Source organism: Methylobacterium frigidaeris (assembly GCF_022179185.1).
In the GTDB taxonomy this organism is placed as follows: domain Bacteria; phylum Pseudomonadota; class Alphaproteobacteria; order Rhizobiales; family Beijerinckiaceae; genus Methylobacterium; species Methylobacterium frigidaeris.
The window spans coordinates 1-25,815 of the sequence record NZ_BPQJ01000005.1; the positions used below are offsets into that span (position 1 = coordinate 1).

General features: G+C 71.8%; 24 protein-coding genes. 6 read left to right on the forward strand and 18 right to left on the reverse strand.

Annotated features, from left to right (window positions below; all coding sequences use genetic code 11):
* Positions 1 to 110: 110 nt before the first annotated feature.
* The 3 genes from MFF64_RS06595 to hydA form a co-directional block, all read right to left on the reverse strand.
* A complete protein-coding gene (locus MFF64_RS06595; RefSeq protein ID WP_099905523.1) occupies positions 111 to 515 on the reverse strand; it encodes a carboxymuconolactone decarboxylase family protein in 405 nt (134 codons plus the stop codon).
* 58 nt (positions 516 to 573) lie between these two features.
* Positions 574 to 843 (reverse strand): hypothetical protein, encoded by a 270-nt coding sequence (locus MFF64_RS06600; protein WP_099905525.1) that lies wholly within the window; start codon positions 841 to 843, stop codon positions 574 to 576.
* Between the two features lie 391 nt (positions 844 to 1,234).
* A complete protein-coding gene (hydA, locus tag MFF64_RS06605; protein ID WP_099905527.1) occupies positions 1,235 to 2,734 on the reverse strand; it encodes a dihydropyrimidinase in 1,500 nt (499 codons plus the stop codon).
* A gap of 300 nt (positions 2,735 to 3,034) precedes the next feature.
* Between hydA and MFF64_RS06610 the strand changes: the two genes are divergently transcribed.
* On the forward strand, positions 3,035 to 4,018 hold the full coding sequence (locus MFF64_RS06610) for an MBL fold metallo-hydrolase (RefSeq protein ID WP_238190154.1): 984 nt from the start codon (positions 3,035 to 3,037) through the stop codon (positions 4,016 to 4,018).
* Between the two features lie 138 nt (positions 4,019 to 4,156).
* On the opposite strand, the gene MFF64_RS06615 is transcribed toward MFF64_RS06610, so the two are convergent.
* The 4 genes from MFF64_RS06615 to MFF64_RS06630 are packed head-to-tail and all read right to left on the reverse strand — an operon-like array spanning position 4,157 to position 7,799.
* Positions 4,157 to 4,810, reverse strand: a complete 654-nt coding sequence (locus MFF64_RS06615; protein ID WP_099901397.1) for a class II aldolase/adducin family protein — start codon at positions 4,808 to 4,810, stop codon at positions 4,157 to 4,159.
* Positions 4,803 to 6,164 carry an NTP/NDP exchange transporter gene (locus tag MFF64_RS06620; RefSeq protein ID WP_238190156.1) on the reverse strand — a complete coding sequence of 454 codons (1,362 nt, stop codon included), beginning with the start codon at positions 6,162 to 6,164 and terminating at the stop codon, positions 4,803 to 4,805. The genes MFF64_RS06615 and MFF64_RS06620 overlap by 8 nt, the downstream gene beginning before the upstream one ends.
* Complete coding sequence (locus tag MFF64_RS06625; protein ID WP_099905929.1) at positions 6,161 to 6,889, reverse strand: NADPH-dependent F420 reductase; 729 nt, start codon at positions 6,887 to 6,889, stop codon at positions 6,161 to 6,163. The genes MFF64_RS06620 and MFF64_RS06625 overlap by 4 nt, the downstream gene beginning before the upstream one ends.
* Complete coding sequence (locus tag MFF64_RS06630; protein ID WP_099905931.1) at positions 6,879 to 7,799, reverse strand: aldo/keto reductase; 921 nt, start codon at positions 7,797 to 7,799, stop codon at positions 6,879 to 6,881. The genes MFF64_RS06625 and MFF64_RS06630 overlap by 11 nt, the downstream gene beginning before the upstream one ends.
* 251 nt (positions 7,800 to 8,050) lie before the next feature.
* Between MFF64_RS06630 and MFF64_RS06635 the strand changes: the two genes are divergently transcribed.
* The gene (locus MFF64_RS06635; RefSeq protein WP_425324398.1) at positions 8,051 to 8,263 is read left to right on the forward strand and encodes a DUF1737 domain-containing protein; all 213 of its coding nucleotides are present in this window, start codon (positions 8,051 to 8,053) and stop codon (positions 8,261 to 8,263) included.
* Here the strand turns inward: MFF64_RS06635 and MFF64_RS06640 are convergent.
* Both MFF64_RS06640 and cysS read right to left on the reverse strand, forming a co-directional pair.
* On the reverse strand, positions 8,260 to 8,580 hold the full coding sequence (locus MFF64_RS06640; protein ID WP_099905933.1) for a nucleotidyltransferase domain-containing protein: 321 nt from the start codon (positions 8,578 to 8,580) through the stop codon (positions 8,260 to 8,262). The genes MFF64_RS06635 and MFF64_RS06640 overlap by 4 nt on opposite strands.
* Before the next feature lie 11 nt (positions 8,581 to 8,591).
* Positions 8,592 to 9,971, reverse strand: coding sequence for a cysteine--tRNA ligase (gene cysS / locus MFF64_RS06645; protein WP_099905935.1), 1,380 nt, complete (start codon positions 9,969 to 9,971; stop codon positions 8,592 to 8,594).
* A gap of 347 nt (positions 9,972 to 10,318) precedes the next feature.
* Between cysS and MFF64_RS06650 the strand changes: the two genes are divergently transcribed.
* Together MFF64_RS06650 and MFF64_RS06655 are read left to right on the forward strand one after the other, a co-directional pair.
* Entirely contained in the window at positions 10,319 to 10,636 is a 318-nt protein-coding gene (locus tag MFF64_RS06650) for a hypothetical protein (RefSeq protein WP_099905937.1), read from the forward strand.
* Positions 10,637 to 10,910: 274 nt separating this feature from the next.
* Positions 10,911 to 11,255, forward strand: coding sequence for a hypothetical protein (locus tag MFF64_RS06655; RefSeq protein ID WP_099905939.1), 345 nt, complete (start codon positions 10,911 to 10,913; stop codon positions 11,253 to 11,255).
* Positions 11,256 to 11,261: 6 nt separating this feature from the next.
* Here MFF64_RS06655 and MFF64_RS06660 read toward each other — a convergent pair whose 3' ends face one another.
* Entirely contained in the window at positions 11,262 to 12,263 is a 1,002-nt protein-coding gene (locus MFF64_RS06660) for an ABC transporter substrate-binding protein (protein WP_099905941.1), read from the reverse strand.
* 136 nt (positions 12,264 to 12,399) lie between these two features.
* Entirely contained in the window at positions 12,400 to 12,648 is a 249-nt protein-coding gene (locus MFF64_RS06665; protein ID WP_099902507.1) for a DUF6356 family protein, read from the reverse strand.
* 147 nt (positions 12,649 to 12,795) lie between these two features.
* Here MFF64_RS06665 and MFF64_RS06670 point away from each other — a divergent pair, with 147 nt between their 5' ends.
* Together MFF64_RS06670 and MFF64_RS06675 are read left to right on the forward strand one after the other, a co-directional pair.
* Positions 12,796 to 13,257, forward strand: coding sequence for an Lrp/AsnC family transcriptional regulator (locus tag MFF64_RS06670; RefSeq protein WP_099902505.1), 462 nt, complete (start codon positions 12,796 to 12,798; stop codon positions 13,255 to 13,257).
* Positions 13,258 to 13,384: 127 nt separating this feature from the next.
* Positions 13,385 to 14,848, forward strand: coding sequence for an MDR family MFS transporter (locus MFF64_RS06675; protein ID WP_099902503.1), 1,464 nt, complete (start codon positions 13,385 to 13,387; stop codon positions 14,846 to 14,848).
* Between the two features lie 7 nt (positions 14,849 to 14,855).
* Here MFF64_RS06675 and MFF64_RS06680 read toward each other — a convergent pair whose 3' ends face one another.
* The 7 genes from MFF64_RS06680 to lpdA all read right to left on the reverse strand — a co-directional run bounded on the left by MFF64_RS06680 (position 14,856) and on the right by lpdA (position 25,790).
* Positions 14,856 to 15,821 carry a tyrosine recombinase XerC gene (locus MFF64_RS06680; RefSeq protein ID WP_238190159.1) on the reverse strand — a complete coding sequence of 322 codons (966 nt, stop codon included), beginning with the start codon at positions 15,819 to 15,821 and terminating at the stop codon, positions 14,856 to 14,858.
* Positions 15,822 to 15,894: 73 nt separating this feature from the next.
* A complete protein-coding gene (locus MFF64_RS06685) occupies positions 15,895 to 16,773 on the reverse strand; it encodes an aldose 1-epimerase family protein (protein ID WP_099901579.1) in 879 nt (292 codons plus the stop codon).
* 60 nt (positions 16,774 to 16,833) lie between these two features.
* Positions 16,834 to 18,504, reverse strand: a complete 1,671-nt coding sequence (locus MFF64_RS06690; RefSeq protein WP_238190161.1) for a DEAD/DEAH box helicase — start codon at positions 18,502 to 18,504, stop codon at positions 16,834 to 16,836.
* A 237-nt stretch (positions 18,505 to 18,741) separates the two neighbouring features.
* Complete coding sequence (locus MFF64_RS06695; RefSeq protein WP_099908637.1) at positions 18,742 to 22,599, reverse strand: response regulator; 3,858 nt, start codon at positions 22,597 to 22,599, stop codon at positions 18,742 to 18,744.
* 160 nt (positions 22,600 to 22,759) lie between these two features.
* Positions 22,760 to 23,311: a gluconokinase gene (locus MFF64_RS06705; RefSeq protein WP_099908635.1), complete on the reverse strand. Its 552-nt coding sequence runs from the start codon at positions 23,309 to 23,311 to the stop codon at positions 22,760 to 22,762.
* A gap of 38 nt (positions 23,312 to 23,349) precedes the next feature.
* Positions 23,350 to 24,330: an NAD(P)-dependent oxidoreductase gene (locus MFF64_RS06710; protein WP_099908633.1), complete on the reverse strand. Its 981-nt coding sequence runs from the start codon at positions 24,328 to 24,330 to the stop codon at positions 23,350 to 23,352.
* 56 nt (positions 24,331 to 24,386) lie between these two features.
* On the reverse strand, positions 24,387 to 25,790 hold the full coding sequence (gene lpdA / locus MFF64_RS06715) for a dihydrolipoyl dehydrogenase (protein WP_099908631.1): 1,404 nt from the start codon (positions 25,788 to 25,790) through the stop codon (positions 24,387 to 24,389).
* Between the last annotated feature and the right edge of the window lie 25 nt (positions 25,791 to 25,815).

Below are 25,815 nucleotides of genomic sequence, written 5' to 3' on the forward strand. Positions count from 1 at the left end.
GCGCATCAGCGCCGGCGCCCGTTCGGGCTTGCCTGGCGCCTTCGAACGCGTCCGTCCGACGGTGCGGCGGTACAAGAGAACGCGACGCCTGCCCGCAGGCGTCGCGCCCCCTACACCTGGAACTCCCGGTCCACCGCCACCTGCATGCCGGTGACGAGCGCGTTGGTGTGGTTCGCCATCCCGATCACCGCCAGCAACTCGCCGTACTGCGCGTCGGTCATGCCCTTGGACCGGGCGACGGCGGTATGGGAGTGGATGCAGTAGCTGCAGCCGTTGGCGGTCGAGACCGCAATGTAGATCAGTTCCTTCGTCAGCGGATCGAGGGCGCCGTCGGCGGCCATCACCTGCTTCAGGTCGGCCCAGGTCCGCTCCAGGACCGTCGGCTGATTGGCGAGGGCACGCCAGAAATTGTTGATGAAGTCCGCGCGGCGCACCGCCCGGATGTCGTCGAACACCGCCTTGACGCGGGGATCGGCATCCGCCTCCGCGTCGGTCCAGAGCCTCACGGTCGCCATCGGCGTCCTCCTCATGTCGGGAGGCGCATGATCCGGGACGCAGGCGCGGGCGTCGAGATCAGGAGCGGCGCTCGTTGCTGGCGACCGGACGGGTGCCGGCCTCGCGGTCGGCCTCGTGCATCACCTGCCGGCAGGCCGGGCTCAGCTTCGGCTTCTCCCGCCGCAGGCAGGCGGTGATTCCCGAGACGTTCGGGATCTCGCCGGCGCACAGGCGCCAGACGTCGGGCGTGCAGGCCGCGCGCTGAGCGCTGGTGCCTTCGGCGAAGGCCGGGCTCGCGCCGCAGAGCGTCAGGGTGATCAGGCTGGTCCGGATGAACGACGTCCTCATGACAATTCCCCACAATGCGAGATCAGCATTCGGACATCGACGACTTGTGACGATCGGCTTGATTGCTGTCATGCGCCGTCTCTCTGTCCACAAGTGAATTATGACCCACGGCCGATGGGGGTCAATCGCAAGTCGACGAGAGATGAGCTGATGTCCCGTTGCAGCGTGTGCTGGAGCACGCAGGCCCTCGACATGGCACCGGACCACAGGTGCGACGGCACACGAGTGGAAGGGCGTGCGCTCGAGGGGATCGATTGAGGAACGATTGAACGGCGGCCGGAACTTGAAGCCGGCACTGGGGGGCCGCGAGACGGGTCCGGTGCCGGTGCGCCCCGGCCGAGCGAGCGCCGGCCGGGGACGGTGTGCGGGAGGTCGGCGCGGGAGGGCCGCCTCAGCCCCGCCTGGCCGCGGCGTCGAACCCGTCCGGCACGCGGCCCGAGGGCGTCGCGAGCGCGTAGGGGCCGCGGGCGAGGAAGCGCCCGGAGCCCGGCTCGGCCAGGACCTGGCCGTCGCGCACCGCGACCTCGCCACGCCGGATCGTCGTCACGGGCACGCCCTTGAGGCGCATCCCCTCCCAGGGGGTGTAGTCGATGGCGTGGTGCAGGTCGGCGTTGGTGAGGACCCGCTCGGCATCCGGGTTCCACAGCACCAGGTCGGCATCGGCCCCCGGCGCCAGCGTGCCTTTGCGGCCGGCGAGGCCGAACAGGCGGGCAGCGTTGGTCGAGGTCAGGCGCACGAAGGTCGGCAGGTCGATGCGGCCCGCCGAGACGCCCTCGGAGAACAGCACCGGCAGGCGGGTCTCGATCCCCGGCACACCGTTCGGGATGGCGTTGAAGGCCGGCATCCCGTCGGGCCGGGCCTCGGCCCCGCCCTGGCCGTAGCCGCTGCTGCCCGGATCGCGCTTGGCGGTGGCGAAGGAGAAGCCGCAATGGTCGGAGGAGACCACGTCGAGGGTGCCCTCGCGGATGCGGGCCCAGATCCGTTCCGATTCGCCCGGCGCCCGGAGAGCCGGTGAGCACACCACCTTGGCGCCCTCGAAGTTCGGCTTGGCGAGGTCGTCGGTGGAGAGGGTCAGGTATTGCGGGCAGGTCTCGCCCCAGACCTTGACGCCCCGGGCGCGGGCCCGGGCGATCTCCTCGGCCGCCTCGTCGCAGGAGACGTGGAAGACCTGGATCGGCTGGTCAACGAGTTCGGCGAGCGCGATGGCGCGGTGCGTCGCCTCGCGCTCGACCACCGGCGGCCGGGCCCAGGCGTGCTGGAGCGGGTCGGTGAGGCCGGCCTCCAGCAGGGCGCGGATGCGCCAGCCGATGGCGTCGTAATTCTCGCAATGCACCGTCACGAACGCGCCCAGCCGCCGTGCGGTCGCCAGCACCTCCAGGAACTGGCCGTCGGTGAGGCGCAGGGGATCGTAGGTCAGGAAGACCTTGAGGCTGCGGATGCCGCGGGCGACCAGCGCCGGCACCTCCCGCTCCAGCACGTCGGGCGTCGGGTCGGTGATGATCTGGTGGAAGCTGTAATCGGCGCGCGAGGCCCTGGCACGGGCCTCGTAATCGGTCGCCGTGGCGGCGATCGGGTGCCCCTTCCATTGCGGCACGAAGCAGATGAACGAAGTGGTGCCTCCGGCGAGCGCCGCGGCCGAGCCGCTGGCAAAGCTCTCCTCCTGCACGCCGCCGCCCTCGGAGGGCTCCTCGATGTGGCAATGTGGGTCGAGGCCGCCGGGCGTGACGACGAGGCCCTTGGCGTCGATCTCGTCGCGGCCGCGCCGCAGACCCCGGCCGACCGCCGCGATCATCCCATCGCGCACGCCGAGATCGCCCTCGAACACTTCTGCCGGGCCGGCGAGCGTCGCACCGCGCACCACCAGGTCGTAGTCGAAATCGTGGCTCGGCATCGCGGCTCCTCCCTCGTTGCGAGGGGTGTAGGAACCGCCCGGGAACACTGTCAATTCCGGTACCGGCCGCGATCGGCCCAGGTGCCGGGGGTCTGAGCAGGAGGCCCGCAATTCGAGCGGGGATACCGGGATCGTGCTCGCGCGGGGGGCAGCTGCCCCTGGGATGGGTTTGACAAGATTTCCCGGCCGGCGGACAAAGACGGCACCGCAGAGGTTCCGGCCGCGTTCGAGCCGACGGGGATCCCGCCGGCTCGAACGCGCGCATAAAGGCGCCCGCGGCACAGCGTGGAGGAACCCTCGATGACGATTCGGTTGGATGCCCCGAACCGGCGCGGACTGATGCTCGGCGCGGCCGCCGCCGCAGTGACGGCCGGGCTGCCGGGAGCGGCCGGCGCCAAGGCGCCGATGCTGCGCAGCCAAAGCCCCTATTACTATCGCTTCACCCTCGGCGACGCCGAGGCGACGATGGTCTCCGACGGCACCCTGCCGCTCGGCGATCCCCACGCCAACTTCCTCGGCCTCACCCCCGCCGAGATGGACGCGCAGCTCAACTCCAACTTCCTGCCGCTCTCGAACGCGGTGCTGGAGCAGAACATCCTGATCCTCAACACCGGCAGCAAGCTGGTGCTGTTCGATACCGGCATGGGCTCGCTCAAGCTGTTCGGGCCGACCACCGGCAAGCTGCTGACCACGATGCGCCAGGCCGGCATCGACCCGAAGGACATCGACGCCGTGGTGATGAGCCACGCCCATGTCGACCATTGCGGCGGCTGCGTCGCCGACGACGGCACGCCGCACTTCCCCAACGCCCAGTACTACATCTCCCAGGCCGACTTCGATTACTGGACCGATCCGGCCAAGGTGCCGGCCTCGTTCGGCGCCTTCCTCGATACGGCACGCAAGAACCTGCTGCCGATCCGCGACCGGCTGGTGTTCGTGAAGGACGGCCAGGAATTCCTGCCCGGCATCCAGGCCCTGGCGGCCCCAGGCCACAGCGTCGGCCACATGATCTTCATGATCACCTCGGGCAAGGACAGCCTCTGCTACCTCGGCGACCTGACGCACCACCCGGTGCTGCTGATGGAGAAGCCGCTCACCGAATTCGCCTACGACACCGATCCGAAGCAATCGGCCCAGACGCGGCTCAGGATGCTGACCATGCTGGCGAAGAACCGTATCCCGGTGCTGGCCTACCACTTCGCCTGGCCGGGCATCGGCCACGTCGCGGATAACGGGCAGGGCGGGTTCCGGTACTATCCGCAGGCGATGAAGATGGAGCTGTAAGGAGGTGCGGCCGGCGCGGTGAAACGCGCCGGCTCATCCCGTCAACGGCTCCGGCCGCACGACGCTCGCGGGGCCGGTGCGGTCGACGATCCAGATCGTGTGAGGGCGTGAACCTGCTTTAGACAGGACGGGCGCGCCTCACCCCGCCTTGGGCCGCGGCCCATACGACTTGAACCGCTCCATCGCCTCCGCCACCTCGGCCTCGCTCAGGATGTGCGGCCGGCCGACCTGAAGCGCCACGGCGTATTGGCGGCACAGGGTCTCGAGCTCGACCGCGAGCCACAGGGCCTTCGCGAGGCTCGGCCCGGTGGCGATCATGCCGTGATTGGCGAGCAGGCAGCAGGTGCGGTCCTCGAGCGCCTCCAGCGCCCGCTGCGACAGGTCCTCGGTGCCGAACAGGGCGTAGCCGCCGCAGCGTACGGTCGGCCCGCCGGCGGCGGCGATCATGTAATGCGCCGCCGGGATGTCCTTCCGGCACATCGCGAAGGCGGTGCAGTAGGTCGGGTGGGCGTGCACGATGGCCGCGACATCGGGGCGGGCCCGCAGGATGTCGCGGTGGAAGCGCCACTCCGAGGAGGGCGTCAGGGCGTGGTCGGCCCGGCCGTCCATGGTCATCGGCACGATGTCGTCGGGCGTCATCTGCTCGTAGGGGAGCCCGGAGGGGGTGATGAGCAGGCCGTCGCCGAACCGCACCGAGACATTGCCGGAGGTGCCCTGGTTCAGGCCCTGCTCGGCCATGCTGCGGCAGGTCGCGACGATCTCCTCGCGCAACGTCGCCTCGGTCTCAGCCATTCCGCGCCTCCGCCGGTGTCTCGGCTCCCTGCCGTGCCGTGGCGTCCTCGGCCATAGCCTCCTGCCGGCGCCCGAGCCAGAGACCATTAGCGAGCCAGGCGAGCGACAAGGGCACCGCCAGGACCGAGAGGGCCGTGGCGCTCATCCCCAGCCACCCCACGAGGCCGTAGGACCAGGCGCCGACCTGGTCGCCGAGGCGGTACACCACCGTGTCGATGAAGGCCTTGGCCTTGTAGCGATCCTCCCGCGGCAGCACGGTGAACAGCACCTCGCGCACCGGCCGGGCGATGGCGAAGTTGCCGGCCCGGCGCAGCACACCGAACACCACCACGCTGGCGATGGTGGGCGCCACCGCGAGCAGCCCGAAGCCGAGCGCGCTGACGAGCGGCAGGATCGCCAGGGTGAGCCCGACGCCGAGCCGGCGCACGATCCGCCCGGTGAGGAAGAGCTGGACGCCCAGCGTCAGCACGTTCACCGCGAGGTCGACGCTGGCGAAGAACGCCGTCTGCGACCCGCGGTCGGGGAAGCTGCGCTTCGCGATGCCGGCCTGCTCGAAGTACAGGAAGGTCGAGGTGATCGAGAACAGCAGCAGGAACAGGCAGATGCCGAGCAGGTAGGGCGAGCCGAGCACCCGGCTGATGCCGGCGAACGGGCTGCCGCCGATCGCCTGCGTCGCCGCTCCCGGCTCGCGCGACAGCGCGTCGGAGATCCGGGAGAGGCCGCGCATGCTCATGACGGCGACTTCGAGGAGCGCGGCCGCGGCGAGGAGCAGGAAGGGCGTCGGCACGTCCCGGGCCAGCACCGCCGTGAAGGCCGAGCCGGTGATGGCGCCGAGCGTCGCGCCCGCCGCGATGAAGCCGAACAGCCTTTTGCCCTGCTCGGTGTCGAAGACGTCGACGATCGTCGCCCAGAAGATCGAGACCACGAACAGGTTGAAGATCGACAGCCAGACGAAGAACACCCGGCCGATCCACACCGCCTCCTCGGGCCCGCTGCGGTAGAGGATCACCGCGAAGATCAGGATGTTGGCGGCGAAGAAGCGGTAGGTGATCGGGATGAAGCGGGCCCGCGGCAGCTTGCGCACCAGCCAGCCGAACGGCACGTTGAGCACCAGCATGCCGATCAGCGTGGCGGTGAAGAGCCAGGGCAGGTTCTCGAGCCCGCCGGCCAGCCCCATCTGGTCGCGGATCGGCCGCATCACGTAGTAGGACGAGAGCAGCGCGAAGATGTAGAGCCACGCCCAGCCCAGCGCCGGTACCTCCTCGGGCCGCACGTCGGTGAGCCGGCGCAGCCAGGCCGGCACCTTCAGGCCGGTCTGCGCCGCCTGCGCGGCGGCGCCCGGGTAGGGGCTCATTCGGCGACCCCGAAGGCCTTGCGCGCGTCCGGCGCCGTGGCATCGTGGCCGAAGCCGGGGCTGCCCATCTGGAACTTCCTCGCGGCGTCGAGGCCGCCGACCACCACCGGCTCGAAGCCGGCGTCGCGCACGAGCATCGCCGCGACCCCGAGGGCCTGCCGGTCGTCGCCGGCGATCGGCACCGCCATCGGGGCGCCGCTGCGATGCGCGTTCTGGGCGAAGAGGCGGTAATTCGCGGCGTTGAAGGCCCGCACCAGCCGGGCGCCGGCTAGGTACTTGGCCGAGGTGGCGCCGATGCCGGCGCTCTCGGCCTCCGCCGCCAGCTCGCCGTCCCGCGCCCTGGTGGCGTTGCCGGCGTCGAGCACGACCTTGTCCTTCAGGAGCCCGCGATAGGCCTGTCCGATCTCCGGATAGGCCTTGTACGGCACCGCGATCAGCACCGCGTCGCCGAAGGCGAGGGCCTGCTCGACGGAGCCGGCCCTGGCGAGCGGTCCCAGCTTCTCGACGAGGGGCTTCAGCTCCTCCGGATGGCGCGAGGCGAACATCACCGGATGGCCGGCCTTGACCCACAGGCCCCCGATGGTGCCGCCGATATTACCGCCGCCGATCACCGCGATCGGGATCTTCGCGTCCTGCGCCAAGGCATCCCGCGTGAAGGCGGGGCCGGCGGCAAGCGCCAGGGCGAAGAGTCCGGCGCGCAGCAGCGTGCGGCGATCACAGGCCATCGATGAACTCCTCCATCTTGCGGCGGGTGGCGGTGTCGGGCAGGCGGCCGCGTGCGGCGCCGAGGTTGTCCTCGACGTAGCGGACCTGCGCCGTGCCCGGCACCGGGCAGGTCACCGCCTCGTGCGACAGGACGTATTTGAGGAAGAATTGCGGCCAGGTCCTGCAGTCGAACTCTGCCGCCCAGGGCGGCAGCTCGCGGCCGCGCACCAGGTTGAACAGTCGCTCGCGGCCGAACGGCACGTTGACCATCACGGCGACGCCGCGGTCCTTCGCCAGCGGCAGGATGCGCTCGGCGGCCTGGCGGGCATCGACGGCGTAATTGACCTGGATCACGTCGAGGGTCTCGGCCTTCATCAGGGCTTCGAGGTCGCCGTACTGCTTCTCGGCCCAGGTTGTGGCGCCGAGATAGCGGATGCGCTTCCGCTCCTTCAGCTCGCGCAGGAGCGGCAGCTGCGCCTCCGGGTCGATCAGGTTGTGGACTGCGATCAGGTCGATCCGGTCGGTGCCGAGGCGGCGGAAGGACTGCTCGATCTGCGCCTGCCCCGCCTCGCGCCCCCGCGCCGCCACCTTGCTGCACAGGAAGACCTTTTCGCGAAGCCGCGTCTCGGCGAGGATCCGGCCCAGCACCTCCTCGGCCCGGCCGTAATCGGGGGCGGTGTCGATCACGGTGCCGCCCGAGGCGACGAATGTCGCCACCGTCTCGCGCAGCGGGGCCATGGCCTCCGAATCCGGCGCCACGTCGTAGCGCCGCGAGGTGCCGATGCCGATCGCCGGCACCGTCTCGCCGGTCGAGGGGATCGGGCGGCGGATCAGCCCGCGCTCTTCCGCGACGGACCGTCCCGGGAGGAGGCCCGCGGCCAAGGAGCCCGCCAGGGAGCCGGCCAGCATGGCGCGGCGGTGGAGCATCATGCGGAATCCTCTCGGCTCGTCGATCGCCGGCGCAAGACTAGGGCGCGGCGGCGCGCCTGCCCACGCCGCACCCGCACACAAGCGCTTGAGGGAAAGCGGCTGCCCGTGATGGGATGGCCCCGGGGGACGATCCCGGCGCCTGGTCGACTCGCGGGGACGGAACCGCGAGGATCGGCGCCATCTCCGATCGCCGGCGCCTCAAGACGAGGTCGCCGGCGGGATCACGCACGCCCCGTCACGAGGAGCCCGTCTTGACCACGACCCAGGATACGAATCCCCCGAACGACATGCTGCCCTACCGCCTGATCACCGGTAAGGACGACGCCAGCTTCTGCCGCCGGATCTCGGAGGCGCTGGCGCTGGGCTACCGGCTGTACGGCTCGCCCTCCTGCACCTTCAACGGCACGGACGTGATCGTGGCACAGGCGGTGGTCTGGCCGTCGGTCGTCAAGGACCGAGACTAGGGCAAGGAGAGGCGTCGCGGCGCATCGCGCGGACGAGGGCGGGATTGGATGTCGAGACCGTCCTCGATCAGCCGGTCGTAGGAGAGGTCGGCGAGGGTGCGCGCCTCGTCGATGATCCGCCACGCTCCATCGGCCAGGATCACCACCACGTCGGCGTCGCTCTCGGGCCCGGCATCGCCCCGGGCGCGGCTGCCGAACAGGGTGAGATCGAGGAGGCGCGGGCCGTCATGCCGGCGCGCATCCGCGGCGAACCGCACCAGGGCGGCGGCCGTTTCCGCGTCCGTCGGCGGACGCAGCACCTCCTCGATCGTCCTCATGCCGCCCTCCCCTACTGGCTCACCGTCCAGGTGGTCGTCCCGTCCTTGCTGTCCTTCACGGTCACCCCGAGGGCGGTGAGCGCGCCGCGGATCCGGTCGGATTCCGCCCAGTCCTTGCGGGCGCGGGCGTCCTTGCGCTCGGCGATCAGCCGCTCCACCGCCGCCGCATCGACGCCGGAGGCCGCCACCGCCGCCCGGTCGCGCTCGGACTTCGTCTGCCCGAGAAGCCCGAGCAGGCCGGCACCGGCCCTCAAGGCCGCCGGGTCGTCGAGGCGGTGGACCTCGCCGAGCGCCGCCGGGGTGTTGAGGTCGTCGAGGAGCGGTTCGAGCACGCTGTCGGGCGCGGGGCCGGGGGCCACGTCGCCGGCGGCCTCATACCAGCGGTCGAGGGTGCGGCTCGCCTCCTCCAGGCCGCGCAGGGTCCAGTCGATCGGCTGGCGATAGTGGGTGCGCAGCATGGCGAGGCGCACGACCTCGCCGGGCCAGTCCGCCAGCACCTCGCGCAGGGTGACGAAGTTGCCGAGCGACTTCGACATCTTCTCCCCCTCGACCTGCAGGAAGCCGTTGTGGAGCCAGATATTGGCCATCACCGGCGTGCCGAAGCAGCAGCGCGACTGCGCCACCTCGTTCTCGTGGTGGGGAAAGACCAGGTCGATGCCGCCGGCATGGATGTCGAAGGTCTCGCCGAGATGCTTCCAGGCCATCGCCGAGCACTCGATGTGCCAGCCCGGGCGCCCCGACGCCGCGATCCCGGCGGGCGAGGGCCAGGACGGCTCGGCCGGCTTCGAGGGCTTCCACAGCACGAAGTCGAGGGGCGAGCGCTTGTAGGGCGCGACGTCGACCCGGGCGCCGGCCTCCATCTCGTCGAGGGGGCGGCGCGACAGCGCGCCGTAATCGGGCATCGAGGGCACGTCGAACAGCACGTGGTCCTCGGCGACGTAGGCGTGGCCGGCGGCGACGAGCCGGTCGATCAGCGCCGTCATCTCGACGATGTGGTCGGTCGCCCGCGGCTCGATCATCGCCGGGGGCTGGCCCGGCACGTTCACGGTCTCCGGCATCAGGATGCCGAGGCGGCGGATGTCGTCGTGGAACTGCGCCAGCGTGCCGTCGGTGAGTTCGCGGATGGTGATGCCCCGCTCCGCCGCCCGGGCGTTGATCTTGTCGTCCACGTCCGTGACGTTGCGGGCATAGGTCACCGCCTCCGCCCCGTAGACGTGGCGCAGGAGCCGGAACAGCAGGTCGAAGACGATCAGCGGCCGGGCGTTGCCGATATGGGCGGCGTCGTAGACGGTCGGGCCGCAGGCATACATGCGCACCCGGCCCGAATCGATCGGCCGGAGCGGCTCCTTGGCCCGGGAGAGCGTGTTGTAGAGGCGCAACAGCGAGGCCATGAAACACCTGCGGGACGGGGTCGGGCCGGGCCGCCGCGTGGCGCTCCGGCCGAGGTTCTAAGTCGTTGCCGGGTCGAGGATCGGACCCGGCCTTGCCGGTCCCCGGGCGCCGCCGGAGCGGGCGACCGGGCGGCCGCCTGTTGCACGGGTGAGACGCCACGGAGGGCCGATCCGGGTTAGCCCAATTCCGCGAGCAATTCGAGACGGCAGTCGCCGCGGGTCCCAACCCCCCGCCGGACCCTGCGTAATCGGTGCACGCGCACGATGCGTAGAGAGATTGTTTACCACCCACGCCCAGTGTCGGGCCGGAGCCGGATGCCGGCGGCTCCGTTCAGAAGGTTAGCCCCATGCGTCGCTCCCTCGCCGTCCTCAGCGCCCTCGGTGTCCTGGTCTCCGTCGCCGTGCCGGCGCTGGCCGCGTCGCCGACGGCCGGCGTGGAGAAGACCTTCCTGATTCCCTCCAGCGACGGCTACGGCGTCGCCGAGTGCCTCACCACCGGCGGCGAGTGCGGCCAGGTGGTGGCGGATGCCTGGTGCGAGTCGCAAGGGTATGCCAAGTCGGCCTCGTACGGCATCGCCGCCCAGGACGAGTATACCGGCGCGATTGAGACGGCCCCGGCCGTGAAGACCTCGGACCGCCCGATCCGGATCACCTGCCGCGATTGATTTTTCCAAGGGGTAGGCCGCCCCTCTCCGCCGCAGAGGCAACGCCTGCTCCGTCCCACCCAACCTCATCCTGAGGCGCCGGAGCGAAGCGGAGGCACCTCAGGATGAGGTCATGAGTGGGCCAGGGAAGGTCAGCCAAGCCGGGCCGCGAGATATCGCGGACCGCTGATGGATGCACCTGACCCCAAGGCACGACGACCCGCTGGCGCACGCCCCGGCTTCGCCTATCTCGGTCCGTCTGGGGCAGCAGCGGAGGCGGCGGGGAGACCGGGTCATGATTCGAAGCGTCGTCGTCATCGCCGCGGCCCTGATGCCGGCGCTGGCGCTCGCCGCTCCGCGGTCCCGCGAGCCGGCACCCATCGGCCCGGTCGTCTCAGGCCCGCCCGGCTACGATTGCCGCCTCCGGACCCCGTTCGACCACGACGTCGTCGGGCCCATCCCGCGCCCGGGCGCCCGGCCGGTGCGGGCCGCGAGCGGCTGGGACGGCACCGCCTACGGCTACGGCACCGGCGGCGCCTCGGCCTCCGGTGCCGTCGCGTTTCCGGTCGACAGCGCGGCCGAGTGCGACCTCGGCGCGCTGACCTTCGGTCGCGCCGGGCTGGACATCCTGCCGCGCTGAGGCGCCTCAGGTGCCGGGCTGGCCGTGCACCGCCTTGTAGAAGAAGTCCTTCCACTCCTTCGGACGGTTCTTCAGCACGCCGGCCTTCACCAGGTGGTCGGCCTGCAGCATCGTGCCGTAGGGCGTTGTCGAGAAGACGACGCCGGGCTGCTTCATCATGCCGACGAGCTCGTCGGGCTCGAACTTCTCCTTGGTGGCCGCGAGGTAGATCTCGGCAGCCCGCTTCGGGTCGTCGCGGATGAGGGCGTTGGCCTCGTCGATGGCGGCGAGCACCGCGGCGGTGGTCTTCGGGTTCTGCTCCATGAACTTGCCGCGGCCGAACACGATGGCGTTGCTCAAGGGACCTCCGACCACGTCGTAGGAATTGAGCACGACGTGGATCTTCGGGTCCTTCAGCTCGATCTGCTGGTAGGGCGGCAGCGAGAAGTGGCTGTTGACCTCGCTGGTTCCCCCAAGCAGGGCCCCGACCGCATCGGGGTGACCGAGCTGCACGGTGATGGCGTCGAGCTTGTTGCGGCCGGCCTCGCCGAACTGGCGCTCGGCGGCGATCTGCAGCATCACGGCCTGGGCCGAGACCTTCACGGTCGGCACCGCGATCCGGTCCTTGGCCGAGAAGTCGGCCAGCCCCTTCACCGCCGGGTTGCGGGTGACGAGCATCATCGGTGCACCGGCCGAGGCCGCCAGCCCCTTCACCTCGCCCCTCGTGCGGTCCCAGGCGAGCAGCAGGTTGGTGGCGCCGCTGGTGACGAAATCGACGTTGCCGGAGATCAGCGCGTCGACCGAGGCGCCGCCGCTGGTCAGCGTGACCCAGCTCACCTTGACGTCGCCGAGGCCGGCCGACGCGACGTGCTTCTCGACCAAGCGCTGCTGCTCGGCCAGCACCATCGGCATGTAGATCAGGCCGGGCTGGCGGGTGAAGCGCACCTCGCTGGTCTCGGCTTTCGCGGGAGAGGCGGCGAGGCCGAGCGCGACGGCCAGCGCGCCGACGGCGCGCCTGAGGAACGGCATGGGCGAATGCTCCCTGGTTCTCGGCCCTTGTCCGGACGCTCGGGAAGCCGAGCGCCCGCCGGGGCCGTGTCGGGAGCCAGGGTCCGGAAATGCTCCGGACACGTCAAGCCGCGACGAAGGAAGGGGGGTGGGGGCGTCAGGCCGAGACGGAGGCGGCCTCGGCCCGGTGCTGGGCGGCCCGGGTGCGGTTCGCCACCATGCGGTCGTGCAGGCGGTTGATCGTGCGCGAGCCGGTGCTGGTGAAGGCGAAGGGCAGGATTCCGTGCACCAGGCAGGCCAGGCCCCCGGCGATCATGCGAAGGCCGAAGCCGGTGGCGACGCCCATATGTTCGAAATAGGTCTCGCCGACGGAGGCCGGATGCTCGGAGAAGGACAGCTTCGACATGGGATCCTCGGGAAGTCCTCGGGGACACTCGAAAGGCACCCTCAGGATCGCACGGCTCCCGCGCAGACGGATTGCGAAATGTCCCCGTTCCCCGCATGGTCGCGCAATGGGATTTCGCGATCTCGCGAGAGGTTGGAAAATTTTCGCGTGGACGAGTTCGACCGGAAAATCCTGTTGTGCCTGCAGGAGAATGCGGCCGAATCGCTCGAGGCGATTGCCGCCCGGGTCGGCCTGTCGGCCTCGCCGTGCTGGCGGCGAATCCAGAAGCTGGAGGCGCAAGGGGTAATCCAGCGCCGGGTGGCCCTGCTCGATCCCGACCGGATGCGGGTCGGCGTCACGGTGTTCGTCTCGGTGCGCACCAACCGGCACAATGCCGATTGGGCCGAGCGCTTCTGCGCCGCCGTGGTGACGATCCCCGAAGTGGTCGAGTTCTACCGCATGAGCGGCGAGACCGATTACCTGCTGCGCATCGTCGTGCCCGACATCGCGGCCTACGACCGGGTCTACAAGCGGCTGATCCACTCGGTCGAGCTTTACGACGTCAGTTCGGCCTTCGCGATGGAGCGGATCAAGTACACGACGGCACTGCCGGTGACTTACGCCGAGTAAGCAGCGGTCGGGCCGTGATTGCGCGGGTCTGGCTTGCGCCGGGCGCCGGTTGCTTTCCGGCCCGATCGGTTTAGCTGCGCCGGAAGGCCCCTCCCCTGCCTCGAAAGCCTCGCCGAGAAGAGCCACCATGACGACCTCCCGGACGACGCACCGTCCCCTCGTGATCGCCGCCGTGATGGCCGCGATGGCGATGGTGGCGATCGAGGCGACCATCATCTCCACGGCGATGCCGGGCATCGTCGGCGAACTCGGCGGGCTGTCGCTCTACGCCTGGGTGTTCTCCGGCTTCCTCCTGACCCAGACCGCCGCCACCATCGTGTTCGGCAAGCTCGCCGACATCCACGGAAGAAAGCCCGTGCTGCTCGCCGGCATCGCGGTCTTCCTCATCGCCTCGGTGCTCTGCGGCTTCGCCTGGTCGATGCCGGCGATGATCGCCTTCCGGCTGATCCAGGGCATCGGCGCGGGCGCCATCCAGCCGGTCTCGCTCACCATCGTGGGCGACCTCTACACCGCGCAGGAGCGCGGGCGGATCCAGGGCTTCCTCGCCAGCGTCTGGGCGGTCTCGGCGGTGGTCGGGCCGGTGGCCGGCGGCTTCATCATCGCGCATGCCTCGTGGTCGTGGATCTTCTGGATCAACCTGCCGGTCGGCCTCGTGGCGTCCGGCCTGTTCATCGCCTTCCTGCACGAGGGCGAGCGGCGCGAGCGCCGGCCGGTCGACGCGGCGGGCGCCGCCCTGTTCACCCTGACCGTCGCGGCCCTGATGGTGGCGCTGACCGAGGCCGGCGAGGCGCGCTGGTCCGTCGTGGCCGTCGCCGCCGGGCTCGGCCTCGTCGCGGCCGTGCTGCTGGCCGTCCAGGAGCGCCGGACGCCGGAGCCGGTGATCGACGCCGCGCTCTGGCGGCGCCGGCCGATCGCCGCCGCCAACGCCACCTCGCTCTTGGCCGGCATGGCGCTCATCGGGCTGACCACCTTCCTGCCGATGTACGTGCAGGGCGTGCTCGGGCAGACGCCGATCGTCGCCGGCTTGGCGCTCACCGTGATGGTGCTCGGCTGGCCGTTGGGCGCGACGCTGGCAGCGCGCAGCCTGCACCGCTTCAGCCTGCGCCGCATCCTGGTCACCGGCAGCCTGATGCTGCCGCTCGGCGCCATCGCCGTCGTGACGCTGCAGCCCGGCAGCCACCCGGTTCAGGCCGGGGCCGGCTCGCTCGTCATGGGCTTCGGCATGGGGCTGGTGAGCAACGCGTCCCTGATGCTGATCCAGGAGATCGTGCCCTGGACCCAGCGCGGCAGCGCCACCGCCTCGAACATCTTCTCGCGCAACCTCGGCAGCACGCTCGGCGCCACGGTCTTCGGCGCGGTGCTCAATCACGGGCTCGCGGCGGCGGGCAGCACCGTCACGGCGGACAGCCTGCAGCAGGCCCTGGCGGCGGGCGGCCTGCCGGGTGAGGCGGAGAGCGTGCGCTTGGTGCTGCAGCACGCCCTGCACCAGACCTTCTGGGCGGTGCTCTTGATCTCCGCGGCGGCCTTCGCCACCGCGCTTCTGGTACCGCACGTCACCCTCGGGCGCGCCCGCGAGGTGCCGGCAGAGTAGCCACCCGTCAGGAGGCGCGCGCCCGCGGATGCGCGGAGTCGAACGCGTCGAGCAGGCGGGCGGCATCGACCTTGGTGTAGACCTGCGTCGTCGCCAGGGAGGCGTGGCCGAGCAGCTCCTGGATCGCCCGCAGGTCGCCCTGGCGGCCGAGCAGGTGGCTGGCGAAGGAGTGGCGCAGGGCGTGCGGCGTCGCGGTGTCGGGCAGGCCCAGCGCCCCGCGCATCGAGGCGACGGCGAGCTGCACGATGCGCGGCGAGAGCGGACCGCCCTTGGCGCCGACGAAGAGCGGCCCGTCCGGCGGCAGGGCGTAGGGGCAGAGCTTGAGATACTCCGCCACCGCGGCCTGAACCTGGGCGATCACCGGCACGCTGCGGGTCTTCTGGCCCTTGCCGACCACCGTCACGGCGTCCGTCCCATCGACCGGTGCGTCGCGCCGCGTGAGGCCGAGCGCCTCCGAGATGCGCAGGCCCGAGCCGTAGAGGAGCGCCAGCACCGCGGCGTCCCGGGCCAGCACCCAGGGCGGCCGCTCCTCGCCGGCCCGGATGTCGGGGCTCGCCATCGCGACCGCGGCGGCCACCGGCAGCGGGCGGGGCAGGCGCCGCTCGACCTTGGGCGAGCGCACCGCGGCGAGGGCCGCGACGCTGCCGTGCCCCTCCCGGTCGAGGTGGCGGGCGAAGGAGCGCAGGCCGGCCAGCCCCCGCATCAGGCTGCGCCCGCCGACGCCCTCCTGGCGCCGCGCCGCCATGAAGCCGCGCAGGTCACGGGGCTTGAGCCGGATCAGGGCCGGGATGTCGGGATTCGTGCCCTGCCGGGCGAGATGGGCGAGGAACTGGCGCAGGTCGCGCCGATAGGCCTCGACCGTGTTGGGCGACAGCCGCCGCTCCGAGGCCAGCCCCTCGAGCCAGGTGATCGCCGCCGCCCGCACGTCGGGCGCGCCGGGCAGCAGCAGGTCGGCGGGTTCGGCGTCGGACATGGGGCCGGGCTCCGGGTCAGGGGAGGCGAGTAGGCCCCGAAGCCGGTTGACGACCGGTTGACGCGCGCCCTCGTCAGTCCTGGGTGAAGCGCAGGGTCACGCCATGGCGGGCGCTCGATCCCGGCGTCAGCAGGCGCTGCGAGTCGCGCTCGGCCAGCTCGCCGGAGAAGCCCGCCCAATCGGCGTGGCCGGTCCAGCATTCGAGGGACAGGAACGGCGCCGTCGGCCGGGTCCAGACCGCGAGATGGGGAAAATCCTCGGCGTCCAGAGCGATCGCGGCGCCGGAGGGCGCGGTGAAGCGCATCGTCCTGCTGCGGGCGTTCAGGAACACCAGGGCCTCGGTGAACATCTCCGGGTCGAGGGGCAGGGTGTCGCCCTCGAGCGGCAGCGCCCGCTCGCTGCGCACCAGCAGGCCGCCAGGCCCGACCTCCGGCACCGCCGGCCGCTCCGGCCGCTCGAAGCGCACGGCGTAGCCGCCCCCGGCGGCCCGCTCGCCGCCGGCGAAGGGCCACGGGAAGGCGGGGTGGAAGCCGAGCCCGTAGGGCAGCGGCTCGGAGCCCGGATTGTGGACCTCGCAAGCGAAGGACAGCGCGCCGTCCCGCACCGTGGCGGTGATGTCGAGGCGGAAGGCGAAGGGATAGTGCGTCCGGGTTTCCGCGGTATCGGTGAGGCGGAGCGTCACGCTCTCCTCGGCCTGCGCGACCACCGTGAAACGGCTGTCGCGGGCGAAGCCGTGCTGCGCCATCGGATAGGCGCGGCCCGCCACCGTGACGGCGCCTCCGGCGGAAGCGCCGACGACCGGGAACAGCCAGGGCGCGTGCCGGTTCCAGTGCGCCGGATCGCCCGACCACAGATACTCGGTGCCGCCGACCCGCCAGGAGACCGGCTCGGCGCCGGCGAGGGCGAGGCGGGCTGTGGTATCGCGGTGGCGGATCTCGACGGTGTCGCTCATCGGGGCCTCGTTCGGTACGAGGCCCCTGTTACCGGCTGAAGGCCGGTCCGGGAATGGCCCTCATCCCCGCCGGGCGGTGTTGCGCCGGGGCTGGCGCGGGCGCGGCGGCACGTCGGCCTCGCCGGCCAGGGCCTCGACCTGGAGGTCGGCCGGGCCGGTGCGGGGGAAGGTGTGGGCGAAGCGCTCGGCGGCACCGCCGCGGACCTCGAACTTGGTCTCGCGGTCGAAGATGCGGATCGCGCCGATCTCCTCGCGGGTCACGTCGCCCCGGCGGCACAGCATCGGCAGCAGGCGGCGCGGGTCGGCGTTGTCGCGCCGGCCGACATTGAGGCGGAACCACACGCTCGACCCGAACGGCGCGCGCGGGCCGTCCCGCGTCGTGGTCTCGCGCCGGGGCGTGACGCCGCGGCCGGTGGCGAAGCCCGGATCGGTGACCTCCTCGGGCGAGGGCATGCGGGCGCGGTAGGCCCGCACCAGGGCGGCGGCGATGTCCTCGGCCGAGCGCTGGGCGAGCAGGGACTGGGCCATCGCCCGATCCTCGTCGCTCACCTCGTCGGTGACGAGGGGATCCTGGAGCAGGCGCTCCTGGTCGAGGGCGCGGATCTCGTCGGCAGGCGGCGGGCCGGACCAGACCGGGACGACGTTCGCCCGCACCATCAGCTCCTCGGCCCGGCGGCGGCGGGACGGCGGCACGAGGAGCACGCTGATGCCCTTGCGCCCGGCCCGGCCGGTGCGGCCCGAGCGGTGCTGCATCACCTCGGCGTCGTGGGGCAATTCGGCGTGGATGACGAGGCCGAGGCCCGGCAGGTCGATGCCGCGGGCAGCGACGTCGGTGGCGACGCAGACCCGGGCGCGGCCGTCGCGCAGGGCCTGGAGGGCGGCGTTGCGCTCGCCCTGGCCGAGCTCGCCCGAGAGCGCCACCGCCTGGAAGCCGCGCTCGGTCAGCACCGCCTGGAGGTGGCGCACCGAATTGCGGGTGTTGCAGAACACGATCGCGGTGCGCGCCTCGACCTGGCGCAGGGTGTTGACCACCACGAGCTCGGTCTCCCGCGGCAGAATGCGGAAGGCGCGGTACTCGATGTCGGCGTGGCCCTTGGTCTCGCCGGCCACCGCGATGCGCATCGCGTCGCGCTGATAGGCCTCGGCGAGGGCCACGATGCCCTTCGGCAGGGTGGCGGAGAAGAGCAGCGTGCGCCGCTCGGCCGGCGTGGTGCCGAGGATGAATTCCAGGTCCTCGCGGAAGCCGAGGTCCAGCATCTCGTCGGCCTCGTCGAGCACCGCGGCGCGCAGGGCCGTCGGGTCGAGGTTGCGCCGCTCGAGGTGATCGCGCAGGCGGCCCGGCGTGCCGACCACGATGTGGGCGCCGTCGGCGAGCCAGCGGCTCTCGCGCCGCGGGTCCATGCCGCCGACGCAGGACACCACGCGGGCGCCGGCCGGGCCGTAGAGCCAGGACAGCTCGCGATGGACCTGGAGCGCCAGCTCGCGGGTCGGCGCGATCACCAGCGCCAGCGGCGCGCCGGGGGCGCCCAGGGTCTCGGCGTCGCCCAGCAGCGTGCGGGCGAGCGCGAGACCGTAGGCGACGGTCTTGCCGGAGCCGGTCTGGGCCGAGACGACGAGGTCGCGGCCTTCGGTCTCGGGCTCGAGGACGGCGGCCTGGACCGGCGTCGGGTCTTCGTAGCCGCGGCCGGACAGAGCCTGGGCGAGGGGGGCGGGCAGAGCAGGAAAAGGCACGTGGATTCGATCCCGGATGAGGCGACGCGCGGGGATCGAATCGGCTCCGGAGGCCCAAGGCTTGGTAGCACATGGCCTCGTCTGAGGGCCGGCCGCATCGGCGGCGGGCGCTCGCGGCGCGCGGGGAATCCCTACGGTCTTTTCGTGGAGGAGCGTGCGTTTACAGGGGTTCGGGCCGCAGGTCCACCCCGCGCCTCGCATGGGGGATGGGCTCCGGGGAGATGGTTCCCCTCGGGATCACGCCTCGATCATCGCGCGGATGCGCCGTGCCAGCAGGTCGACCGGGAAGGGCTTCGTGATCATCTGCATGCCGGGCGCGAGGAACCCCGCCATGGCGGCGTTCTCGGCGTAGCCGGTGATGAAGAGCACCTTGAGCCCCGGGCGGTGCTCGCGGGCGGCGTCGGCGAGCTGGCGGCCGTTGAGGCCCGGCAGGCCGACATCGGTGACGAGGAGGTCGACGCGGCCGGCCGCGCGCAGGGCCGCGAGGCCGGCCGGGCCGTCCTGCGCCTCCAGCGCCCGGTAACCGAGGTCGCGCAGCACGTCGACGATGAGGCTGCGCACCGCCGGCTCGTCCTCCACCACCAGCACGGTCTCGCCGCTGCCGGCGGCCGGGGGTTCCGCGGAAGACGGGGCCGGGCTCTCCGCCTCGGCGAGCGGACCCGTATGGCGCGGCAAGTAGAGCGCCACGGCGGTGCCGCGCCCGACCTCGGACGAGATGACCGCGTGGCCGTCGGACTGGCGGGCGAAGCCGTAGATCATCGACAGGCCGAGTCCTGTCCCCTGGCCCAAGGGCTTCGTGGTGAAGAACGGGTCGAAGGCGCGGCGCACCACCTCCGGCGGCATGCCGGTGCCGGTGTCGGTCACGGCGAGCCGGATATAGGCGCCCGGCGCCACGTCACCGTGGGCGGCGGCGAACACCGCATCGAGCTCGACGTTGCGGGTCTCGATGATGAGGCGCCCGCCCTCCGGCATCGCGTCGCGGGCATTGATCGCGAGGTTGAGGATCGCGCTCTCGAGCTGGTTGGCGTCGCAGAGCGTCGGCCACAACCCCTCGGCGAGGCGGGTCTCCAGGGTGACGGTCTCGCCGAGCGTCCGGCGCACCAGGTCCTCCAGGGAGGCGACGAGGGCGTTGGCGTCGACGGGGCGCGGATCGAGGGGCTGCCGCCGGGCGAAGGCGAGCAGCCGGTGGGTCAGCGCCGCGGCCCGGTGGGCCGAGGTCAGCGCCGCATCGATGTAGCGCTCGACGACGTCGGTGCGGCCTTGCGCCAGGCGGGTCGACAGGAGGTCGAGGGAGCCGACGATGCCGGTGAGCAGGTTGTTGAAATCATGGGCGATGCCGCCGGTCAGCTGGCCCACCGCCTCCATCTTCTGCGACTGGCGGAAGGCCTCCTCCAGCTCGCGCTGCTCGGTGACGTCGCGCCCGACCGCGTGCAGGTGCTCCTCTCCCGGCACCGCCGTCCAGGACAGGGTGCGGTAGGAGCCGTCGGCATGGCGGTAGCGGTTCTCGAACAGCAGCGTCGCCCGGCCCTCTTCGACCTGCCGCGTCTCCGTGAGGGTGCGCTCGCGGTCGTCGGGATGGACGAGGTCGAGGAAGGAGCGGCCGACGAGATCGTCGGTGTTCCAGCCGAGGACCGCGTGCCAGGCCGGGTTGAGCGCCGTGACCGTGCCGTCGAAGCGCGCGACGACCATCACGTCCTTCGACAGGCGCCACATCCGGTCGCGCTCGCGGGTGCGCGCGGCGACCTGGGCCTCCAGGGTCTCGTTGACCCGCCGCAGGGCATCCGCCGCTTCGTGCCGGACCCGGGCGAGGCGCAGGTTGGTCTCGACCCGGGCCAGGAGCTCGCGGGCCGAGAACGGCTTGATCAGGTAGTCGTCGGCTCCCGCGGCCAGGCCCTCGATGCGGGCCTCCTCGCCGGCCCGGGCGGAGAGCAGGATCACCGGGATGCCCCGGAGCGCCGGGTCGGCCCTGAGGGCCGCGAGCAGCCCGAACCCGTCGAGGCCCGGCATCATCACGTCGGAGAGGACGAGATCGGGGGCGTGGCGGCGGGCCGCCTCCAGCGCCGCGTGCCCGTCGCCCACCGCCTCGACGACGTGGCCGCTGTCGCCGAGCAGGCGCCGGACGTAAGCACGCATGTCGCTGTTGTCGTCGGCGAGCAGCACCCGGCCGGTGAGGCCGGGGGGAGCGAGGCGGGGCGCCTCGCCGAGATCGGGCGGAGCTACGGTCTCGTCGTCGAGCCAGCGCGTCGCCTCCTCGACGAAGACGTGGGAGCGGGTGGCGGTCGAGATTCCGGCCCGGGCGGCGCGGATGCGGTCCTGCGGCAGGTGGGCGTCGCCCAGGGGCACGCTCACCGTGAAGGTGCTGCCGCGACCCAAGGTGCTCTCGACCCCGACCGTGCCGCCATGCAGCCGGACCAGCTCCTGCACCAGGGCGAGACCGATGCCCGATCCCTCGAAGCTGCGCCCCTGCGCACCCTCGACCCGGTGGAAGCGCTCGAACAGCCGCGGCAGCTCGGCCGCCGGGATGCCGAGGCCGGTATCCGCCACCGAGAGCACCGCCCGGGCCCCCTCCGCCCGCAGCCGCACGGTGATCCGGCCGTCGAGCGTGAACTTGAAGGCGTTGGAGATGAGGTTGAGGACGATCTTCTCCCACATCTCCGGGTCGACGAAGGCCGGCTCCGGCAGCCCCGCGCAGTCGACGTCGAGGACGAGGCCGGCCTTGTCGGTGGCCGAGCGGAAGCTCGAGGCAAGTTCCGCGGTGAACCGGGCGAGGTCGACGGGCTCGAAGGCGGCCTGGGCCCGGCCGGCCTCGATGCGCGAGAAATCGAGGAGCGCGTTGACGAGCTTCAGGAGCCGCAGGCCGTTGCGGTGGGCCAGCTCCACCAGGCGGCTTGTATCGGGGTCGATGGTGGCCGGCGACGATTCCAGCACCTCGGTCAGTGGCCCCAGCATCAGGGTCAGGGGCGTGCGGAACTCGTGGCTGACATTGGAGAAGAACACGGTCTTCTGCCGGTCGAGCTCGGCGAAGGCCTCGGCCCGGCGCCGCTCGGCCTCGTAGGCGTTGGCGTTGGCCAAGCCCGTGGCGATCTGGCCGACGAACAGGTCGACGAAGCCTCGGTACTCGTCGTCGAGGGGCCGGTAGGGGTTGAGCCCGGCGACGAACACCCCGGCCGGACGGTCCTGGCCCTGCTGGGCGATCGGCACGACCAGGGCATGGGTGGGGGCCCGGTCCCACGGGCCGACCGGCAGGTCGGCGAAGAGGAACCCGAGCGCTCCCACCGGCACCAGAGCCGACGTCTGGCCGGCGGGGTCGAGATGGTCCATCGCCGCGGCCGCGGCTTCGCCCGCCCGCCCGGCGGCCGGGTGCTCCGGCCCGATTCCCGCCCGGGCCAGCAGGGCCGGCTCGTTGCCCGCCAAGTTGCCCGCCAAGTCACCCGCCAAGTTGCCCGCCAAGTTGCCCGCCAAGTCACCCGCCAAGTAGGCGAGCGCCACCGGCAGGTCTCGGGTGCCCTCCCCGAGGCACGCGGCGACCACCGCGCCGACCTCCGCCGCGGTGCGGGCCGCCGCCATCCCGGCGCCGAGGTCGCGCAAGCAGCGCAGGCGCCGCTCGCCGATCACCCGCTCGGTCTCCTCCGAGACCACGCAGAGCATGCCGGTCACGGTGCCGGTGTCATCCGCCAGCGGGCTGTACGAGAAGGTGTGGTAGGTCTCCTCGGTGAAGCCGCGCCGCTCCAGGAACAGCAGCAGCGCCTCGTCCCAGGTCGCCTGGCCCGTGCTCAGGACCTGGGCGATGCGCGGACCGATATCGGGCCAGATCTCGGCCCAGACCACGTCCGAGCGTGAGCCGAGCGCCCAGGCCTCCTTGACGCCGAGGGTCGGCCGGTAGGCGTCGTTGCAGAAGAAGGTGAGATCGGGTCCCCACGCCATCCACATGGCGAAGCGGGAGCCGAGCATGATCCGCACAGCCGTGGTCAGCGATTGCGGCCAGTGCTCGACCGGGCCGAGGGACGTCGCCGCCCAGTCGCGGGCCCGCAGGCGGGCACCCATCTCGCCGCCGGGAAACAGCGTCTCGTAGGCGGGGAGCGGGTTACCCGGCATGGAAGGCGTCCAGCATGCCCCGGCGATGGCACGGGCGCCGCGAAGTGTCAAAAACCAGGCATAAAGGAAGCCTCATTCCGCGGGCCGGGAGACCGCGTCTTCCGCGAGAATCCTCTGGATCCGATCTCGCGAGTCCGCGCGATGCCGAAGGGCCTGTGGATCAGGCGCCGTGCATCGCTCGCCCGGTCAGAGCCTCGCCGATCTCGGCCACGATCGCCTGCGGGGTGCCGCCGACCGAGACCACCAGGGGGTTCTCGTCGGGCGACGGTTCCTGCAAGGTGCGGAACTGGCTGTCGAGCAGGCTCGTCGGCATGAAGTGGCCGTGGCGGGCGGCCATGCGCCGGCCGATCAGTTCCCGATCTCCCTTGAGGTAGACGAGGCGCACGTCCGGACGATCCCCGACCAGGATCTCGCGATAGGCGCGCTTGAGGGCCGAGCAGGTCACGACCCCGTGCCGCCCCTCGGCGCGGACCTTGTCGATCCAGGCCGCGATGGCGGCGAGCCAGGGCCAGCGGTCCTCGTCGGTGAGGGGGGTGCCGGCCTGCATCTTCTCGACGTTGGCGGGCGGGTGGAAATCGTCGCCGTCCTCGAATTCCCAGCCGAGCCGGCCGGCGAGCAGACTCGCCACCGTGGTCTTGCCCGAACCCGCCACGCCCATCACCACGACGACCGCCGGGGGTGTCGCCTCCCCGCTTCCTGCCGCACCGTCCATTGCCGCCGGTTCTCCCACTCCGTTTGTTCGACCTATCCTCAGCCCGGCCGTCGCGTCCAGCTCTCCGCGTTCACCGCCCCCTCCGGCACCCGGCCCGCCAGGAGGGTGCGGACCTGCTCGACGGTCTCGAGGGCCTGGGCCGCCACCGCCGGGGGCGTGAGGCCGCCGACATGCGGGGTCGCCACGACCTGCGGCAAGGCGGCGAGATCGGGGCTCGGCATCTCGTCGGGCGCCCGGCCGACATCGAGGGCGGCACCGGCGAGGCGTCCGTCCCGCAGGGCCGCCGCCAGGGCGCCTTCGTCGACGAGGCTGCCCCGGGACAGGTTGAGGAGGTACGCGCCGGGCTTGCACCGCGCCAGGGCGGCGGCGTCGATGAGGTCGCGGGTCTCGGCGCTGGCGACCGCGAGGCAGACCACGTAATCGGACCGCGCCAGCAGGTCCGGAAGATCGACCTGCGCCAGACCCGGCTCCGTCACCCGGGCGTAGGGGTCGCTCACCAGCACCTCCATGCCGAGCGCGGCGAGGAGGGCGCCGAGGCGCCGGCCGATGGCGCCGTAGCCGATGATCCCGGCGGTGCTGCCCGCGAGCTGACGGCCCATGCGGACCTCCGGCGCCGCGCCGGCCCGGTAAGCGAGGACGGAGCGGGAGAGGCCGCGCGACAGGTCGATCATCATTCCGAGGGCGAGTTCGCTCACCGCGGCGACGAAGCCGGGCCGGGCCCGGGTCACCAGCACGCCGGCGGCGCTCGCCGCCGGGACATCGATGGTGCGGATGTCGACGGCGACGCGCAGGACCGCCCGCAGGCCCGGCAGGCGCTCGAACACCGCCGCCGGCACCGCGGTGGCCCGGTCGGCGACGATCAGGTCGACATCCGCGGCGGCCGCGACCAGGGCGTCGGCATCGAGCGGCGCGTCACCCTGGTGCAGGCGGACCCCGGCGACGCCCTGGAGGGCGTCGAGCGCCTCGGCGCCGTAATACTGCGCCCGGGCCTGGGGCGTGTGCGTGAGGAGGAGCTTCATCGCGCAAGCCTTCTCAGGCCGGAGCCGTCCCGGACCCGGGGCCCGGGACCACGAGGTCACATATGCAGCGCGCGCTTCTCCACCGCGAGCGCGGCTTCCTTCACCGCCTCGGTCAGGGTCGGGTGGGCGTGGCAGGTGCGGGCGATGTCCTCGGACGAAGCGCCGAACTCCATCGCCACCGCGACCTCCATGATGAGGTTGCCGGCATCGGGGCCGACGATGTGGACGCCGAGCACCCGGTCGGTGGCGGCGTCGGCCAGCACCTTCACGAAGCCGTCGGTGGTGTGGTTCACCTTGGCGCGGCCGTTCGCGGTGAACGGGAACTTGCCGATGTTGTAGGTGATCCCGTCCTTCTTCAGTTCCTCCTCGGACTTGCCGACCGAGGCGACCTCCGGCGTGGTGTAGACCACGTTCGGGATCACGCCGTAATTCACGTGGCCGGCCTTGCCGGCCAGGATCTCCGCCACCGCGACGCCCTCGTCCTCGGCCTTGTGGGCGAGCATCGGGCCGGCGATCACGTCGCCGATGGCGTAGATGCCGGTGACGTTGGTGGCGTAGCGGTCGTCGGTCTGGATCCGGCCCTTGTTGTCGAGCTGGACGCCGACGGTCTCGAGGCCGAGGCCGGCGGTGTAGGGCACCCGGCCGATCGCCACGAGCACCACGTCGGCCTCCAGCGTCTCCGACGCGCCGCCCGCGGCCGGCTCCACGGTGACCTTGGCGCCCGAGCCGGTGCGCTCGACGCCCGTGACCTTCTGCGACAGGCGGAACTGGATGCCCTGCTTCGAGAGGATGCGCTGGAACTGCTTGCCGACCTCGCCGTCCATGCCCGGCAGGATGCGGTCGAGATACTCGACCACGGTCACCTCGGCGCCCAGCCGCCGCCAGACCGAGCCGAGTTCGAGGCCGATCACGCCGGCACCGATGACGACGAGCTTGCCCGGGACCTTGGTCAGGTCGAGGGCGCCGGTGGAGGAGACCACCACCTCCTCGTCGATGGTGACGCCCGGCAGGTTGGCGACGTCAGAGCCCGTCGCGATCACGACGTTCTTGGCTTCGAGGATCTGGTTGCTGCCGTCCTCCGACTTGACCTCGACCCGGCCGGCGCCGGCGAGGCGCCCGGTGCCCTGGAAGGTCTCGACGCCGTTCTTCTTCAGGAGGAACGCGACGCCCTTGGTGTTGCCGTCGACGCCTTCCTGCTTGAACGACATCATCTTGGCCAGATCGAGCTTCGGCTCGCCGACGGTGATGCCGAGCACGGGGAAGTGCTTGGTCGCCTCCTCGAACGCCTCGGAGGCGTGGAGCAGGGCCTTCGACGGGATGCAGCCGACATTGAGGCAGGTGCCGCCATGGGTCGGGCGCTTCTCGACCACGGCGGTCTTCAGGCCGAGCTGGGCGGCGCGGAGCGCGCAGACATAGCCGCCGGGGCCGGTGCCGATGACGACGAGATCGTAGGAGGACATTCAGGACTCGCGAAGTTGGGAGCGG